General features: G+C 62.1%; 15 protein-coding genes. 8 read left to right on the top strand and 7 right to left on the bottom strand.

Translation table 11 applies throughout. The features are described from left to right. The first annotated feature begins 89 nt into the window (after positions 1–89). The 7 genes from AC2FNA_RS17735 to AC2FNA_RS17705 are packed head-to-tail and all read left to right on the top strand — an operon-like array spanning position 90 to position 6,673. A complete protein-coding gene (locus AC2FNA_RS17735) occupies positions 90–956 on the top strand; it encodes a carbohydrate ABC transporter permease (protein ID WP_234221484.1) in 867 nt (288 codons plus the stop codon). Positions 957–968: 12 nt separating this feature from the next. Beyond that, on the top strand, positions 969–1,799 hold the full coding sequence (locus AC2FNA_RS17730) for a carbohydrate ABC transporter permease (protein WP_234169487.1): 831 nt from the start codon (positions 969–971) through the stop codon (positions 1,797–1,799). 11 nt (positions 1,800–1,810) lie between these two features. Beyond that, positions 1,811–2,815 carry an ABC transporter ATP-binding protein gene (locus AC2FNA_RS17725; RefSeq protein ID WP_496828801.1) on the top strand — a complete coding sequence of 335 codons (1,005 nt, stop codon included), beginning with the start codon at positions 1,811–1,813 and terminating at the stop codon, positions 2,813–2,815. Further along, on the top strand, positions 2,812–3,585 hold the full coding sequence (locus AC2FNA_RS17720; protein ID WP_496828799.1) for an L-iditol 2-dehydrogenase: 774 nt from the start codon (positions 2,812–2,814) through the stop codon (positions 3,583–3,585). Before AC2FNA_RS17725 ends, AC2FNA_RS17720 begins: the two co-directional genes overlap by 4 nt. Further along, positions 3,585–5,084 (top strand): mannitol dehydrogenase family protein, encoded by a 1,500-nt coding sequence (locus tag AC2FNA_RS17715; RefSeq protein ID WP_496828797.1) that lies wholly within the window; start codon positions 3,585–3,587, stop codon positions 5,082–5,084. Before AC2FNA_RS17720 ends, AC2FNA_RS17715 begins: the two co-directional genes overlap by 1 nt. A gap of 18 nt (positions 5,085–5,102) precedes the next feature. Further along, positions 5,103–6,029 (top strand): carbohydrate kinase family protein, encoded by a 927-nt coding sequence (locus AC2FNA_RS17710; RefSeq protein WP_496828795.1) that lies wholly within the window; start codon positions 5,103–5,105, stop codon positions 6,027–6,029. Between the two features lie 8 nt (positions 6,030–6,037). Continuing rightward, on the top strand, positions 6,038–6,673 hold the full coding sequence (locus tag AC2FNA_RS17705; protein ID WP_496828793.1) for a nucleoside/nucleotide kinase family protein: 636 nt from the start codon (positions 6,038–6,040) through the stop codon (positions 6,671–6,673). 112 nt (positions 6,674–6,785) lie between these two features. Here the strand turns inward: AC2FNA_RS17705 and AC2FNA_RS17700 are convergent, their stop codons facing one another. From AC2FNA_RS17700 to AC2FNA_RS17670, 7 genes are all read right to left on the bottom strand, one after another. Then, positions 6,786–7,439, bottom strand: coding sequence for a DUF2848 domain-containing protein (locus AC2FNA_RS17700; RefSeq protein ID WP_496828791.1), 654 nt, complete (start codon positions 7,437–7,439; stop codon positions 6,786–6,788). 6 nt (positions 7,440–7,445) lie between these two features. Continuing rightward, positions 7,446–8,732 (bottom strand): TRAP transporter large permease, encoded by a 1,287-nt coding sequence (locus AC2FNA_RS17695; RefSeq protein ID WP_496828789.1) that lies wholly within the window; start codon positions 8,730–8,732, stop codon positions 7,446–7,448. Beyond that, the gene (locus tag AC2FNA_RS17690; protein ID WP_496828787.1) at positions 8,729–9,277 is read right to left on the bottom strand and encodes a TRAP transporter small permease subunit; all 549 of its coding nucleotides are present in this window, start codon (positions 9,275–9,277) and stop codon (positions 8,729–8,731) included. The genes AC2FNA_RS17695 and AC2FNA_RS17690 overlap by 4 nt, the downstream gene beginning before the upstream one ends. A 23-nt stretch (positions 9,278–9,300) precedes the next feature. Then, positions 9,301–10,335 carry a TRAP transporter substrate-binding protein gene (locus tag AC2FNA_RS17685; RefSeq protein ID WP_496828785.1) on the bottom strand — a complete coding sequence of 345 codons (1,035 nt, stop codon included), beginning with the start codon at positions 10,333–10,335 and terminating at the stop codon, positions 9,301–9,303. 21 nt (positions 10,336–10,356) lie between these two features. Continuing rightward, positions 10,357–11,184 carry a putative hydro-lyase gene (locus tag AC2FNA_RS17680; protein ID WP_496828783.1) on the bottom strand — a complete coding sequence of 276 codons (828 nt, stop codon included), beginning with the start codon at positions 11,182–11,184 and terminating at the stop codon, positions 10,357–10,359. Positions 11,185–11,263: 79 nt separating this feature from the next. Further along, positions 11,264–12,163, bottom strand: a complete 900-nt coding sequence (locus AC2FNA_RS17675; protein ID WP_234137561.1) for a LysR family transcriptional regulator — start codon at positions 12,161–12,163, stop codon at positions 11,264–11,266. Between the two features lie 182 nt (positions 12,164–12,345). After that, positions 12,346–13,725, bottom strand: coding sequence for a S8 family serine peptidase (locus tag AC2FNA_RS17670; RefSeq protein WP_496828781.1), 1,380 nt, complete (start codon positions 13,723–13,725; stop codon positions 12,346–12,348). 338 nt (positions 13,726–14,063) lie between these two features. On the opposite strand from AC2FNA_RS17670, the gene AC2FNA_RS17665 reads away from it, so the two are divergent. Next, positions 14,064–15,815, top strand: coding sequence for an adenylate/guanylate cyclase domain-containing protein (locus tag AC2FNA_RS17665; protein WP_496828779.1), 1,752 nt, complete (start codon positions 14,064–14,066; stop codon positions 15,813–15,815). Positions 15,816–15,822: the final 7 nt, after the last annotated feature.

Here is a 15,822-nt window from a genome sequence, read left to right as displayed (position 1 = left end):
GTCTTGCCGCTCTCTGACTTTCCGATCCCGGAAACTGAGGATCGGCGCCGGGAACTTTTGCGGCGCGCGTGAACACAGGAGATATGTCAATGGCCACGCAGCATTCACGATCTGCTGCGCGCATCATGATGGCCCCCGCCGTGATCCTGCTTTTGGGCTGGATGCTGGTGCCGCTGACGATGACGCTCTACTTTTCTTTCAAGAAATACCTGCCTTTGCGCGGCGGTGACCTGGGTTGGGTCGGGTTCGAAAACTACGTGCGCTTCGTGACCTCCAGCGCGTTCTGGCCGGCGATTGCGACCACGCTGATCATCGTGGGCGGCGTTTTGGTGATCACCGTCTTTCTGGGGATCCTGCTGGCGATCCTGCTCGATCAACCGATGTGGGGGCAGGGGGTCGTCCGTATCCTGGTCATTGCGCCCTTTTTCGTCATGCCGACCGTGTCGGGCCTGGTCTGGAAAAACATGTTCATGGACCCGGTGAATGGATTTCTGGCCCATCTCTGGAAAGCCTTCGGTGCCGAGCCCGTGCAATGGCTCAGCCAGGCGTCGTTGCCGTCGCTCATCATGATTGTGTCCTGGCAATGGTTGCCCTTTGCCACGCTTATCCTGCTGACCGCGATCCAGTCGCTGGACCGCGAGCAAGTCGAGGCGGCAGAGATGGACGGGGCGGGCTGGTTCAGCCGGTTCTGGTTCATCGTGCTGCCGCACCTCTCGCGCGCGATCACCATCGTGGTGTTGATCCAGACGATCTTTCTGTTGTCGATCTTTGCCGAGATCTTTGTCACCACCGCCGGCGCCTTTGGCACCAAGACGCTCACATACCTGATTTATCAGCGGGTTCTGGAAAGCCAGAATGTCGGGCTGGGGTCTGCGGGCGGGGTCTATGCAATCATTCTAGCCAATATCGTTGCCTTCTTCCTGATGCGCATCGTCGGCAAGAATCTGGACGCGTGAGGAGAACGGAAAATGGCCCGCGCCGTCACAACCCGCCGCAAGGCACTGAATACCGCCATCGCCTGGACAGTTGGTCTGCTGATCTTCTTCCCGATCCTCTGGATCGTGGTCCTGTCCTTCAAGGCCGAGGGCGATGCCATCCGCACACCGCTCGAAGTCCTGACCTCTGCCTGGACGTTTGAAAGCTATGAGGTCGTGCAGGAACGGTCGGATTATTTCAAGCACTTCATGAATTCCGTGATCATTGCCCTGGGGTCGACGCTGCTTGGCGTGCTGATCGCGGTTCCGGCGGCGTGGTCGATGGCTTTCGTGCCCTCAAAGCGCACCAAGGACATCCTGATGTGGATGCTCTCGACCAAGATGCTGCCGGCGGTGGGCGTGCTCTATCCGATCTACCTGATGTTCATCAGGCTGGGGTTGCTCGATACGCGCACCGGGCTGGTGGTGGTGCTTATGCTGATCAACCTGCCGATCATTGTGTGGATGCTCTACACGTATTTCCGCGAGATCCCCGGCGAGATCCTGGAAGCCGCCCGGATGGACGGCGCCGGTCTGCGCGAGGAACTTCTCTATGTCCTGACCCCGATGGCGGTGCCCGGAATAGCCTCGACCGTTCTTCTGAACGTGATCCTGGCCTGGAACGAGGCGTTCTGGACCCTCAATCTGACGGCGGCCAAGGCTGCGCCGCTGACAGCCTTCATCGCAAGCTATTCCAGCCCCGAAGGACTGTTCTATTCCAAGCTCAGCGCGGCTTCGGTCATGGCCATCGCGCCGATCCTGGTGATGGGCTGGTTCAGCCAGAAACAACTCGTCCGCGGCCTGACATTCGGCGCAGTGAAATAAGGACTGACACGATGGGACAAATCGAAATGAAGCGGGTCGCCAAGACGTTTGGAGACATCGAAGTCATCCCGCCGCTGGACCTGACAATCAACGATGGAGAATTCGTGGTCTTTGTCGGTCCGTCGGGTTGTGGCAAGTCAACGCTTCTGCGGCTGATCGCGGGGCTGGAGGATGTGAGCAGCGGGCAGATGCTGATCGACGGACAGGATGCCACGTCGATGCCCCCGGCCAAGCGGAGACTGGCCATGGTGTTCCAGTCCTATGCACTTTACCCGCATATGTCGGTACGCAAGAACATCGCCTTTCCGCTGCGCATGGCCGGGCTGGACAAGGCCGAACAGGACCGGCGTGTTGCGCAGGCCGCCGAGGTTCTGAACCTGACCGATTATCTGGACCGGCGTCCGGGACAACTCTCGGGCGGTCAACGCCAGCGCGTGGCCATCGGACGCGCCATTGTGCGCGAACCGGCGGCGTTCCTGTTCGACGAGCCACTGTCGAACCTCGACGCGGCGCTGCGCGTGGGGATGCGGCTGGAAATCAGCGAATTGCACAAGCGGCTGGCGACAACGATGATCTATGTGACCCATGATCAGGTCGAGGCAATGACAATGGCCGACAAGATCGTGGTGCTTCAGGCCGGAGTGATCGAACAGGTCGGCAGCCCGCTGGAGCTGTACCGTACCCCGCGCAACACCTTTGTCGCCGGTTTCATCGGCTCTCCGAAAATGAACCTTCTGGAAGGGTCCGAGGCGCAGAAACTGGGCGCGCATACCATCGGCATCCGGCCCGAACATGTTGCGATCTCGGATGCCGACGGGGCGTGGCCCGGTACGGTCGGCGTGTCCGAGCATCTGGGGTCGGACACGTTCTTTCACGTCAAATGCGATGCGTTTCCCGAACCGCTGACCGTGCGGGCAAGCGGCGAAAGGGAATTGTCCTACGGTGCGCGCGTCTTCCTGACCCCCGATCCGGCGCATCTGCACCGGTTCGACGACAAGGGGTTGCGCCAGGAATGAAACGACTCGCCGGAAAAACCGCCCTGATCACCGGGGCCGCACGCGGTATCGGGCTGGAATTCGCCCGCGCTTATGCCGCCGAAGGCGCGCAGGTCGCGCTCTGCGATATCGACATTGTCCGCGCCCGGAGCGCGGCAGAGGAGATAGGCCCGGCAGCGCTGGCGGTGGACATGGATGTGACCCGGCAAGAGAGCATCGACAAGGCCATCGCCAAAATCGTCGCCCATTTCGGCGGCATCGACATTCTGGTCAACAATGCCGCGATCTTCAGCGCGGCTCCGATCGTCGAAATCGACCGCGCCGATTATGCCCGCGTGTTCGATATCAACGTCGCCGGTACTCTGTTCACGCTGCAAGCGGTGGCGCGGCACATGATCGAAACCGGCACGCGCGGCAAGATCATCAACATGGCCTCGCAGGCCGGGCGGCGCGGCGAACCCCTGGTTGCGGTCTATTGCGCCTCCAAGGCGGCGGTGATCAGCCTGACGCAATCTGCCGGGCTGAACCTTGTCCGCCATGGCATCAACGTGAACGCCATCGCGCCGGGCGTCGTTGAGGGCGAACATTGGGATGGGGTCGATGCGTTCTTTGCCCGCTACGAGAACAAGCCGTTGGGACAGAAGAAAAAGGAAGTGGCCGAGGCCGTACCGATCGGGCGCATGGCAGATGCCTCGGATTTGACTGGAATGGCCGTGTTTCTTGCCAGCGACGAGTCCGACTATGTCGTCGCGCAAACCTTCGGCGTTGACGGCGGGAACTGGATGAGCTGATGTCCCCGCTTTTCTCTGGAGAACCTGTCCCCGTAAAACTGAGCAATTCCTCTCTGACGGCGCTGCCGCAAGATGTCCTGAAACCGGTCTACGACAGGTCGACTCTCAGGCCGGGTATCTTGCATATCGGTGTCGGAAACTTCCATCGCGCCCATCAGGCATGGTACCTGCATCGTCTGATGCAGGTCGGTTTGGCCCGCGACTGGGCGATCGTCGGTGCTGGCATGCGCAGTTATGACGAGGAGCAGCGCCGGAAACTGGCGGGGCAGGATTACCTGACGACCCTGATCGAGCTTACCCCTTCGGGCAGCTCGGCCGAGGTGATCGGGTCGATGATTGACTATGTTCCGGTGGTGCCCGGCAACGGGCCACTGATCGAGTACATGGCTCGTCCCGAAATCCGGATCGTGTCGCTGACCGTGACGGAGGGGGGATACTACCTCGATCCGGTGACGCGGGCGTTGGATAGCGCGCACCCCGATATACGGCACGATGCGGCATATCCCGAACAGCCCAGGACCGCTTTCGGGGCAATGGTTGCCGCCCTGAAGCTGCGGCGCCAGAACGGGACCGGCCCGTTTTCGGGTCTGTGTTGCGACAACCTGCAGGGCAACGGTACCATCCTTCGCCACGTGGTCGTTTCACTGGCCCGCCTGTCCGATCCTGAGCTGGCGGACTGGATCGACGCGCATTGCAGCTTTCCCAACTCGATGGTCGATTGCATCGTTCCCGCTACCGGCCCAAAGGAAATGGAACTGGCGCGGGTCCATGGCATCGATGACGCGGTCCCTGTAACGCACGAGGATTTCCGCCAATGGGTGATCGAGGATGCGTTCTGCGCGGGTCGACCCGAATGGGACAGGGCCGGGGCAGTCTTTGCCGACGACGTGCATGCCTATGAGGCGATGAAGATCCGGATCCTGAACGGCGGGCATCAGATCGTCGCCAATCCGGGTGAAATTCTTTCACTTCCCACGATCGCGGACTGTATGGCGCATGAACGGATCAGGGCCTTGTTCCGCAAGGTCGCGCGAGAAGAGATCGCACCTCATGTGGCACCGGTTCCGGGAATGGCGCCGGACGCCTATGCCGATCTGATTGAACGCCGGTTCTCGAACCGCAGCATCGTGGACACCACGCGGCGGGTTGCTTTCGACGGGTCCTCGCGGCATCCGGGCTTTGTGATCCCGTCGATCCGCGCGGGCCTTGCCGCGGGCATCAGTGTCGAGGGGCTGGCTCTGGTCGAGGCGATCTGGGCGCGCATGTGCGAGGGCACCCGCGAGGATGGTACCCGGATCGACCCCAACGACCCGTTCTGGGACCGATTGCAGGCGGCGGCGGTGGCGGCCCGGCACGACCCCTCGGCGTGGCTTGCACAGGCGCCCATCTATGGGGACCTGTCAGAGGCATCCGGGTTCGCCGATGCATTCGGCAGGTGGTTGGTGCAGATCTGGCAAGAGGGTGTTGAGGCCGCGATAGCCGACTATCTGGCTCGTTGAGCGGAGGGACGATTGCGAATGATACTCTGCTGCGGAGAAGCGCTTGTCGACATGATCCCCAAGGCGGTGGCTTCGGGTGAGGTCGGTTTTGTTCCCCATGCCGGCGGCGCCGTTTTCAACACTGCCATCGCGCTGGGCCGGCTCGGCGCTCGGGTTGGCCTGCTGACCGGTCTGTCATCCGACCTGTTTGGCAGGCAGTTGTCGGAAAGCCTTGCGGCGTCGCATGTCGATGTGTCCCGCGTGATCCTGAGTGACAGACCCACCACGCTGGCGTTCGTTCAGCTATGCGGCGGGCAGGCGCGCTATAGCTTCTTTGACGAGAATTCCGCAGGGCGCATGTTGACGGTCGACGATATGCCCGACCTGTCCGCCGAGGTTTCGACGCTGTTCTTCGGTGGAATCAGTCTGGCCTGCGAACCGGGGGCCAGCGCCTATGCCGCGCTGCTCGAAAGAGAGAGCGGACGACGCGTGATCATGCTGGATCCAAATATTCGGCCGGATTTCATCGCGGATGCAGACGCTTACCGGGCGCGGATCGCGCGTCTGATTTCCCTGGCCGATATCGTGAAGTTGTCCGACGAAGACCTGGACTGGATCGTCGAGGCACCGAATTCGGTGTCAGAGAAGGCTCGGACCCTGCTGGACACGGGACCGGCGCTGGTCATTGTCACCAAGGGTGGAGCCGGGGCGACAGGGATCCTGCGTGGTGGGCACGAGCTGCATGTCCCGGCCTGTGAAACAAGGGTCGTCGACACTGTCGGTGCCGGTGACACGTTTAATGCAGGCGTGCTGGCGCATCTGGCAGAGCGCGGGTGCCTGAGCCCGGACGGAATCGCCTTGTTGGGACCCGACGAGGTGGAAAGGGCAATGCAATTCGGGGCACGCGCCGCCGCCGTCACGGTCTCGCGTGCCGGTGCCAACCCGCCCTGGGCCGACGAACTCTGATGTGTGCGATGCGAAAGATCACAAGAAAACAGCTGATCGGCGAGATCAATGCACGCAGCGTCGGGCAAGGCCGTGTTCTGGTCGCCATCGCCGGCCCGCCGGGGTCGGGAAAGTCGACACTTTGCGCAGAACTGGCGGCCTGCCTGGACCAACCGGCGGCAGTGGTGCCTATGGACGGGTATCACCTGGAAAACGATGTCCTCGCGAAAGCCGGACTTTTGCATCGCAAAGGGGCGCCGGAGACGTTCGATGCGGATGGTTTCGTCGCGCTTGTCCGCAACTTGCGCCTGGGCACCAGCGTTTCCTACCCCTTGTTCGATCGGGATGCCGATCGATGTGTTGCCGATGCGGCCAGGGTCGAGGCTGACACAAAAATCGCGCTGATCGAGGGAAACTACCTGCTCATGAATACCGCGCCATGGTCCGAGCTTGCGGATCTGTTCGATCTGACGGTCAGACTGGAGGTCGCGCGTGAAGAACTGGAGGCGCGACTGACACAGCGCTGGCTGGATCAGGGGATGCCTTTCGATGCCGCGCGGGCTCGGGCGATCGGGAACGATCTGGTGAATGCGGATAGGGTCGATGCAAACTCGCGCGAGCCCGATCTTGTTCTGAATGCCGGGGGAGGGGGGGCTGCAAGTTAGGGTCGAACTGCCGCCCTAGGCCTTCTGTCGCGCAGGGTGGCGGAACCCAGTCCCGCAGAGGTCAGTGCGGTCCCGTAGTTGAACGCGCGGGGTTCGGCGCTGTGGGTGGTTATCAGGCCACCACCGGCAGGGCAGCGGCCCGATATTCCAGAAGCAGGCAGCGTTCGAGAACCGGGTCGCGCAATTGCATGCGATAGTCCGAAGCGGGCCGCACCCCGCCAATGGCGCCAAGCGTGCCGCAGAGCATGGCGCCGCCAGCATCCAGGCCCGATTGCGCGACCAGATCGCCAAGCGGCCGGATCATGGCCAGCGTCCCCTCCTGATAGAGCGTCCATTCGTCGTTCTCACGGATTTCACATGTCAGGATCAGCCGATCCAGATGGGGCGTGACCGTGTCGAACCGCCAGAGCATGTTCGAGACCGGTTTCGGGCAGGCCTGTTTCGAGGCAGCCACCGAGGTCGTTTCAAGCTGGCGGTCCGTGTGGTCCGATCCAAGCCCGAGCCAGAGCGTACCGTCGATATTGAGTAGCAACGGTTCGACCTCGCCCGAGGTGTCCGAGCCCAGCACCTCGATCCTCGGGCTCTGCACCAGCAGCGACTGCGAAACCCGGTAGAAAAGAGGCACCTGCGATGGCGGCGCGACGCCGATCGCCGCCAACTCGTCGATATGATGCCGCACCGCGCCGATGTCGCGTCCGGTCCATCCGGCGACGACAATATGCTCGATCCGTGCTTCTATCTCGCGTCCCTCCGCAACAAACCGCATCAGGCCTTACCCCCCAAGCACAGATGGCAGGAACAGCGCGATTGCGGGAAAGGCAATCAGCAGCGCCACCATGATCAGCATGGCGATCACGTAAGGGATCGTCCCCAGCATGACTTCGCTCATTTTGCCTGACTTCCGAGCCCCCTGAACCACGTAGAGGTTCAGGCCGACCGGCGGTGTGATCAGTGCCATCTCGATCAGCACGATCATCAGGATGCCGAACCAGATCGGGTCATAACCCTGCGCCACCACCAGCGGTACGATGATCGGGATCGTCACCACCATCAGCGACAGTGTTTCGATGAAGAAACCCAGCACGATGTAGATCAGCACCACCACCAGGATCGTGCCCAGAGGCGAGAGGCCCAGCCCGTCGAGGAAGGTCTCCAGCTCGCGCCCGAGCCCGGCCGAGGCCAGTGTGAAATTGAGGAACGAGGCGCCAATGACGACCAGCATGATCATCGAGGTTATCTTGACCGTACCAAGGATGGCTTCGACGAAGATTGCCCTGGACACACTCCCGAAGAACGCGGCGATTATCACCGCGCCGGCAACGCCAACCGCGGCGGCCTCTGTCGGGGTTGCCCAGCCTTTGTAGATCGTTCCGATGATGATGGTGAAGAGCAGCACGATGGGCAGCAGTTGTAGCAGGGCCCGCAGCATCTCGGCCAGCGGAAACACCTGTCGCGTGCCGCCCAGTGACGGGCGGATAAGACAGATGATCACGGTGATCGCCATGAAGCCCAGCGCCAGCGCCAGACCGGGGACCAGGCCCGCCAGGAACAGGCGCGGTATCGAGGTCTGGGTGAGGAACCCGTAGACGATCAGGTTGATCGAGGGCGGGATCATGATCCCGAGCGTGCCGCCGGCCGCAATTGCGCCCGAAAAGAGCTTGGGGTCATAGCCCAGTTTCTCGGCCTGGGGCATCGCGACCGTGGCGACCGTGGCGGCGGTGGCAACTGACGAGCCGGAGGTGGCCGAGAACATCGTGGCGGTGGCGACATTGGCATGCACCAATCCGCCGGGCAACCAGCTGACCCAGCGGTCGAGCGCGGCATAGGTGCGTGTTGCGATCCCCGACCGGACCAGGATTTCGCCCAGCAGTACGAAGAAGGGGATCGCGATCAGGGTTGCATTGTTCGAGGTCGACCAGACAAGGTTGCCCAATCCGCGGATCAGGGGAAACGGGCTAAAGAACGCATCGACCCCGAAACCGAGAAGAAAGAGCACGATGCCGACCGGGATCGACAGAGCGAGCAGCCCGAGCAGGCCGATTGTCACATAGCCGATCATTTCAGCGCCGCCTCCTCGCCGAAACAGCCGATGGCTGCCTCCGACGCTTCGAACCTGCCTTTGAGCACAAGCAGCAGAGCCGACCCAAGCGTCGCCCAGGCAACGATGGCAAACCAGACCCAACCGGCGAACCATGGCACCTGCACCAGTGCCAGCGGCGTTTCCAGCGGCGTGTTCGCGCGTGAGGAATTGGCCAGGGACCGGGCCAGCACCGGCCAGCATTTGACCGCGATCAGTGTCACCGTGCCTGCCATCATGAGCATTGCGAACAGATCGAACAGCGACTTGCCGATCTGCCCGGTTCGCCCGCGCAGCAGGTCGATGCGGACGTGACCAAGTTCGAGAAGCGTGAAGGCCATTCCCCAAGAGGTGGCAATGGCCATCACATAGCCCGAGATTTCATCGGTTCCGCCAAAGGAGGAGCCCAGGCGCCTGAGCAGAACGTCGAGAAGGACGACACTGGCACAGGCCATCAGGACACATCCGGTCAAGATCGCTATACGGCGATTCCAGCTGCGCAGTTTCTCCAGCACGATCTCTTCCATCTGTCCCTCCCTGGCGGTGCCGATCAGTTCCCGATGGTTACACCGACGGTCGCGCCCACCGAGGCGTTCCAGCGCTCGGCCCAGTCGCCACCGGCGCGCTCGGCCCAATCGGGCAGAACTTCACCAACCAACACGTCGCGGGCGCGGGCAAAATCGGCATCCGAGACCTCGACCAGTTTCATCCCGCGCGCGTCGCCGGCGGGGCAGTCGCCATTGCCGGTCAGGCAGGCGATGTCATTGACCAGTGCACCCTGCGCGCTGGCCCAGGCCGGGGCCTCGAAATCCGATGCGACCTTGGACGCGATCAGCGCTTGGGTGTCGGCATCGAGGCTGTTCCACTTGTCCAGGTTCATCGCGGTCACGACGCTGTCCCAGCCTCCCAGCGGGATCGGCAGGAGATGGGTCGAGACCTCCCACCAGCCCGCCGAATAGCCCGAGCCGGCGCCGGTCACGGCGCAGTCCACGGTGCCCTTCTGCAATGCACCGGGTACCTCGCCAAAGCTGACATTGACGCCCTCGGCACCCAGCGCTTCGAGGAACTTGGCGGTCATCCGGCCCGAGGCACGTACCTTGAGCCCCTTCAGATCGTCCAGCCCGGCGATCTCGGCATTGCAGAACACCACTTGCGGCGGATAGGGGGCGATGGCCAGGACGTGCGAATTGAACCGGTTGTGGAAAATGTCGGTCACCATCGGCCGGGCCGCATCGACCATGGCGCGGGCCTCGTCTGCGGTCAGCGCCAGCAACGGCACGTCCAGCCCTTCGAGCTCGGGCGCATCGGCAACGGCATAGTCCGCCACCGTCATCGCAACGTCATAGACGCCGTCACCCAGCAGGCGGAAAACGTCGCCGACGCCAAGATTCATCTGGTTATGGGTGGTCAGATTGACATTGATCTTGCCGCCCGACGCGGCGGGCAGGGCCTCGCCCCAGAACGGGGCTTCGTATTGCTTGTGCAGGGGCAGGCTGGACCAGCTGCCGACGACGGAAAGATCCTCGGCCATGGCGGGCGCGGCCAGCGCCGTCGTGGCGGCCAGAATGGTGGTGATACGCTTCATCTTCGTTCTCCTGGTTGGACGTTATGTCTTGTCATTGGTGAATGTAAGGACCGGGGCTTCGGCGTCCTCGGCCACGTCGGTGATCAGCATGTGTCCCGGCTTGTGGGTAATGCAGAGCGGCAGTCTGGCGGCTTCGATCGCGACCTGCGGGGTCACGCCGCAGGCCCAGAATACCGGCACCTCGCCGGGGCCTATGGGCGAAGGGTCGCCCCAGTCCGGGGCGGACAGGTCGGCGATGCCCAGACCGGCCGAGTCACCCCAATAGACCGGTGCTCCATGGGCCAGCGGAAAGCGGCGCGAAATCTCGATGGCCTCGCTGACACGGTTTTCGGGGATGGCGCGCATCGACACCACCATCTTGCCGGAAAAGGGACCCGCCGGCACCGTGTCGACATTCGAGCGGAACATCGGCACCGTCTTGTCGTTGTCGATATGCCAGACAGGTATCCCGGCCCGCATCAGCGCATGTTCGAAGGTAAACGAACACCCCAGAGCAAATACCACCAGATCGTCATGCCAGATGTCGGATATGTCGCTGGCAGAGCCTGCAAGCTTTCCGTTTCGGTAGATGTTATAGGCCGGAACGTCGGTGCGGATGTCGATGTCGCGGCCCAGGGTGAACATCATCGGATTGCCGGTGTCGGAAACCCCGGTCAACGGGCAGGGCTTGGGATTGCGTTGACAAAACCGCATGAAGTCGAGCGCATAGGCCTCGGGCATGATTGCCAGGTTGGCTTGCAAGTGGCCCTGGCCCAGCCCCGCCGTGTGCGACCGGTAAGCGCCGGACCGGATCGCGGCGCGCTGTTCGTCCAATGTGCTGTTTTTCAGCTTCTGGTATGTTTCGCTCACGCGGGCCCCTCCATCGAGATGAAGCGAGGGTCGCCGGTTAGCTCTATAAACTCAAATCGAAACTTTTTCTCGATATCGATTAAGAATTTCTATCGCGCTGGTATTCGGTGGCAACTTCCAGCGCCAGTTTTGCCGCCGTTTCAATCAGATGGCTTCTGGGCTCACCCAGATACGAGGCGGTAAACCGAAGCGGCGACGGCACCCAGCCTGGATCGAATTCCCGGATGCGACCGGTGTCGACGAATTCCTGACCCAGGGCGCGCGGCAGGACCGCAACGCCCAGATCGGCCTCGACCAGCCGGAAGCAGGCGGATAGCGAAGAAGAGGGGAACATCGACACATCCGGGCCAACCCGTTCGAACAGCATCTCCTTGAGTTCGCGATAGGGCCGGGTATTGCGGGCATAGGTCAGGACGGGGCGGGAAAGGTACTTGTCTTCGGTCAGACCGGGTGCGGTATTGGCCGCCGCATACCAGGCCAGATCAAAGCCGGGGAGTTCGATGTTGTTGACGAAATATTCGGATACCGGGCCGAGAAGGATGGCCAGATCGATCTCGCGATTGAGAAGCCCGGCCCGCAGGTTCAGCGAGATATCCACGTTGAATTCGATATCCAGCCTTGGGTAAAGCCCGTGCAACCTTGAAATCAGTTCGGGTAGCCAGCACTGGGCGATGGTTTCGGACACGCCCAGCCGCAAACGGCCATCGATCCCTTGCGGGTCGACCACATCGCGTTCCACCAGTTCGGTGAGGTGTTCGAACTTCTCTGCATGGGCCAGAAGCAGCTCGCCGCGCTTGGTCAGCCGCATGCCCCCCGAGCGCCGTTCGAACAGTTCACAGGCAAGCGAATCCTCAAGGTTCTTGATCCGTGCGGTGACGGCGGGCTGGGTCAGGTTGAGCCCTGACGCCGCCCGGCGGACCCCGCCCAGACGCACGACCGCCAGAAATGTCCTGAGTTGCTCGATATTGATTCTGGTCATGATCCATTGGTCGCATGACATCCCCGGCTTGGACAGACCAAACCATACAGCCCCCGGATCGTGGCCGGATCGACCGCTTGATGGCAGATCGGATCGAGACGGGTAGGGGTTGGATGACTACTGGAGGCGCATTCAGGCAACCGTTTTCAACCGGGATGAGCGTTCCGGCTCACTGTGGGCATTCAGGCCTGAAGTTCTGTGATCGTGTCCTCAAGCCGCAGCAGGCCCGCACCGGTCCTGTAGTGCCAACCCGGTCCCGAAATCTCGCGGGCGCCTGCGCGCAGGGCGGAACGCATCTGCGAAGGAGAGATGGCGGTGTTGTCCCAGCCGCTGCGCAGCGCGGCTATGACACCGGCAACGACTGCGGAGGCGCCAGAGGTTCCGCTGCTGCGCAGCGAGGCATCGCGATCTTCCACGAACCAGCTCGGCGCGCAGAGATCGGGCTTTTCGACTGGTGCGCCTTCGGGATCGAAAGCCGATGGTCCCGGCCCCTGGGACGACGCCCCGATCCATATCCCGTCGCAGCGAACCGCCGCAACAGAGGTGACGTCGATCAGGCCATTGGCGCCGAAAATGCTCTGTCCCGGACCCCGGTCATAGCCGGGAGCGCGCGGGTCAGCGCAGAACTGGCCATTGTTTCCCGCCGCAAAGACAACATCGTGCCGGCGCCCCATCGAGGCCAGCAGGGTATTCAGCCAGTGGTCGGGGTTGTTGGTGTATTCGCCCCTGATCCGTTCGGCAAAGCGGTCGACGATGCCCCAGGCGTTCAGGATCACCCAGTTCTCATCCTCGGACAAAAAGAAGTGTTCCATGGCCAGAAACGCAAACATTGCCCGCAGAGCGAAGTAATCGACATCGGTGATCCGCGTCGGCAACAGCGGCAGGTCAAAGAATTCGGCCCTCGGTGCCAGGTCGGTCAGAGTTCGCAGCAGCATCGATCCGTGCCGCAGATGCAATGGCAGATAGGGTTCCGCGCCGCTGCCCGGTTTGGTGATCTTTCCGTCTTCGGCGATACCGAGACCGCCGCCAAACGTGCCGCCGAGCGCTTCGACATAGGTCTTGCTGAACCCCCGGTCGACAACAAAGACCTTGGTGCCCTGACCGTCCAGTTCATGTGTTCGCAGGGCATCGGCCTGTATCAGGCCGCGCGCGTTTCTGCGGGTTCCGAACCTTGTGCCCATGCCGTGACCGGCGCACCAATGCTGGCCGGGCAGCGCAAGGGTCATCGTCGCCGGTTCCAACTCGACCCCCAGAACCCGCGCCGCATTCGGGTCGCCGACCGCCAGTGCCTTGTCCCGGAAATCCTGTAACAGACCGCGCGCCGTGCCTGCGTCGGGCAACAGCAGGGGAATACCATAGCCGGTGCCCGACCCCGGCACGCCGTCGATCTGGGTACCGTTCCGATCGAAGGGAACCCACGGGTTGTTGGTCTGGTCCGTCGGCGGAGTGAAGCCGGGCAAGCCGAATGAATCCATCAGGTCAGCCAGATCAAACCCGATCTTGGAAAGGTTGGATTTCAGCCCCTCCTGATTGCGGTCGAACAGGAACATCTTGATTGTCATGGCCACGCCTCCACCGTCCGGACTGACGGCAGCCTGGGCGGGGAAACGGCCTGTCGGCCATGGTCTCCGGCCCGCGAACGGATGGCTGTCCGGTCAACGTCGACGCACGAGCACGTCTGCGCCTTCTCCGGCTCACAGTTAACTTTTACCGCGAATCGTAACATAATGCACTCATAGGAGAGATTGATTTGAGAAACGGTCTCTTTCAAACGACCGAGATTTCGATTGAGCCGGGACGAGAAGTGCCGGTTGATTTGGGCGGCGTCGCTCCAGGCGGCTCCGAGCCCCAAGCGACCACACTCGGTTCAGGTGAATGCGAACCGTCCTCCGCTCCGGCATTGCGCTCTGATCTTGGCAAGACGGCCAAGCAACTTGAACTCTGTGTCGGCTTTGTCGATGTGGTCGGTTTCTCGGCGCTCATGCACAGCGACGAGGAGGGTACGTTCTATCGTTGGACGGATCTGCGTGACGAGGTGGTGCTGCCGCTGATGCAGCAGCATGGTGGCACCTTGGTCAAATTGACCGGCGATGGCGTCCTGACAACGTTTGGCGATCCGGTCGCAGCTGTACGCTGGGGGCGGGAGTTGCAGATAAGGGCCCGGCAGCGCAGACAGGGATTGTCGCTGCGAATATCGCTCAATTATTGCAAGGTTCTGCGCGACCGGGACGACCTGTTGGGCGATGGGGTGAACATTGCCGCCCGGTTGCAGGAGTTTGCCAGCGCTGGTGGCATCATCCTGACGCAATCCGTACAGGACACGATTGCCGGCAGCAGCGAGTTCGAAACCCGAGAGCTGGGCCAGCTGCCGATGCGCAAGCTGGGCGTGAGTGTCGCCGCCTACGAGTTGGTTTCCGATGCGCGATACTCTGTGCAACCGACCGACGATCACGTGAGCCTGCCCTCTGTAGCGGTGATGCCTTTCAGCAATTCCCGGGTTGACCAGGCGGATGAGTATCTTGCCGCCGGCATATCCGAGGGCATCGTGTCCCAGCTGTCACGGCAAGGGGATCTGACCGTGATTTCAAGGTCGTCCACCCTGGCCTTTGCACGTCAGGCAATCGAACCGAAGTCGATCGGCAAGGCACTGAATGCGCGGTACCTGATCACGGGCACGCTGTGGCGGGTCGGAGAGCATATCCGCATCTCTGCCCAGTTGGTGGATACCGAAAACAGCCGGAACCTGACCAGCCTGCAACGGGATTTCGATCAGAGCGACCTGTTTGCGATACAGGACGAGATTGTCGAATCTTCGCTGGTGCACCTGTTGCCAAGCCTGCTGGCCGAGGAGCGGCGCCGGACGCTGCGCAAGACGCCCGCGTCCTTTACCGCCTATGACAGTTACCTCAAGGCACTCGACCTGATCGGGGATCTGGAACGGGACGCGTTCGGTCAGGCGCGACGTCATCTCGAAGACGCCATTGCGGCGGATCCCAGCTTTTCCTCACCTCTGGCCTGGTTGGCCAGATGGTACAGCCTGAACGTCGGGCAAGGGTGGTCCAACGACCCGCGCGCGGATGCGGGCACCGCCATTTCCCTGGCCAAGAAGGCCATAGGACTGGATGCCCGGAACGCGCTTGCGCTTGCCACCTATGGCCATATCCAATCCTACCTGTTCGGAGATTTCGAGACCGCGATAGATTATCTCGACCGCGCGCGCGCGGCCAATCCCAACAGTTCGATCGCATGGCTGCTATCGAGTGTCACGTTGTCGAGCGTGGGGCGCAGCGACGAGGCGATCTCGGCGGCTGAACGGGCCTTGCGTCTGTCGCCGTTCGATCAGCGCCTGTTCGTCTATTATGTTTTTCTTGGAACCGTGCATTACGATGCCGGGAATTACCTGACCGCGATCAAGTGGTTGTCGCGTGGGCTGGCGGAGAACCAGCGCTATACCAGCGGTCTGCGGACTCTGGCCGTTGCCCAAGTTGCGGCCGGACAACTGCAGGATGCGCGGAAATCGGCCCAGCGCCTGCTGGAACTGGAGCCCGGATTCTCCGTGTCCGAGTACCGCAGGACGCATCGCCACTACAGCGATCCGGGGCTTGTCGATTTGTTTTGTGCGCGCCTCGAACAGGCTGGCGTTCCAGACTGACAGCGCA

The sequence above is a fragment of the Ruegeria sp. YKSD163 genome (assembly GCF_059612905.1).
Note: the sequence above shows the minus strand (reverse complement) of the source record. Positions and strands in the feature narration are given on the sequence as shown.

Bases quoted from the DNA above. Each gene is read 5' to 3' on its own strand.
- AC2FNA_RS17735 (WP_234221484.1), top strand. From the start codon at position 90: ATGGCCACGCAGCATTCACGATCTGCTGCGCGCATCATGATGGCCCCC.
- AC2FNA_RS17730 (WP_234169487.1), top strand. From the start codon at position 969: ATGGCCCGCGCCGTCACAACCCGCCGCAAGGCACTGAATACCGCCATC.
- AC2FNA_RS17725 (WP_496828801.1), top strand. From the start codon at position 1,811: ATGGGACAAATCGAAATGAAGCGGGTCGCCAAGACGTTTGGAGACATC.
- AC2FNA_RS17720 (WP_496828799.1), top strand. From the start codon at position 2,812: ATGAAACGACTCGCCGGAAAAACCGCCCTGATCACCGGGGCCGCACGC.
- AC2FNA_RS17715 (WP_496828797.1), top strand. From the start codon at position 3,585: ATGTCCCCGCTTTTCTCTGGAGAACCTGTCCCCGTAAAACTGAGCAAT.
- AC2FNA_RS17710 (WP_496828795.1), top strand. From the start codon at position 5,103: ATGATACTCTGCTGCGGAGAAGCGCTTGTCGACATGATCCCCAAGGCG.
- AC2FNA_RS17705 (WP_496828793.1), top strand. From the start codon at position 6,038: ATGCGAAAGATCACAAGAAAACAGCTGATCGGCGAGATCAATGCACGC.
- AC2FNA_RS17700 (WP_496828791.1), bottom strand. From the start codon at position 7,439: ATGCGGTTTGTTGCGGAGGGACGCGAGATAGAAGCACGGATCGAGCAT.
- AC2FNA_RS17695 (WP_496828789.1), bottom strand. From the start codon at position 8,732: ATGATCGGCTATGTGACAATCGGCCTGCTCGGGCTGCTCGCTCTGTCG.
- AC2FNA_RS17690 (WP_496828787.1), bottom strand. From the start codon at position 9,277: ATGGAAGAGATCGTGCTGGAGAAACTGCGCAGCTGGAATCGCCGTATA.
- AC2FNA_RS17685 (WP_496828785.1), bottom strand. From the start codon at position 10,335: ATGAAGCGTATCACCACCATTCTGGCCGCCACGACGGCGCTGGCCGCG.
- AC2FNA_RS17675 (WP_234137561.1), bottom strand. From the start codon at position 12,163: ATGACCAGAATCAATATCGAGCAACTCAGGACATTTCTGGCGGTCGTG.
- AC2FNA_RS17670 (WP_496828781.1), bottom strand. From the start codon at position 13,725: ATGACAATCAAGATGTTCCTGTTCGACCGCAATCAGGAGGGGCTGAAA.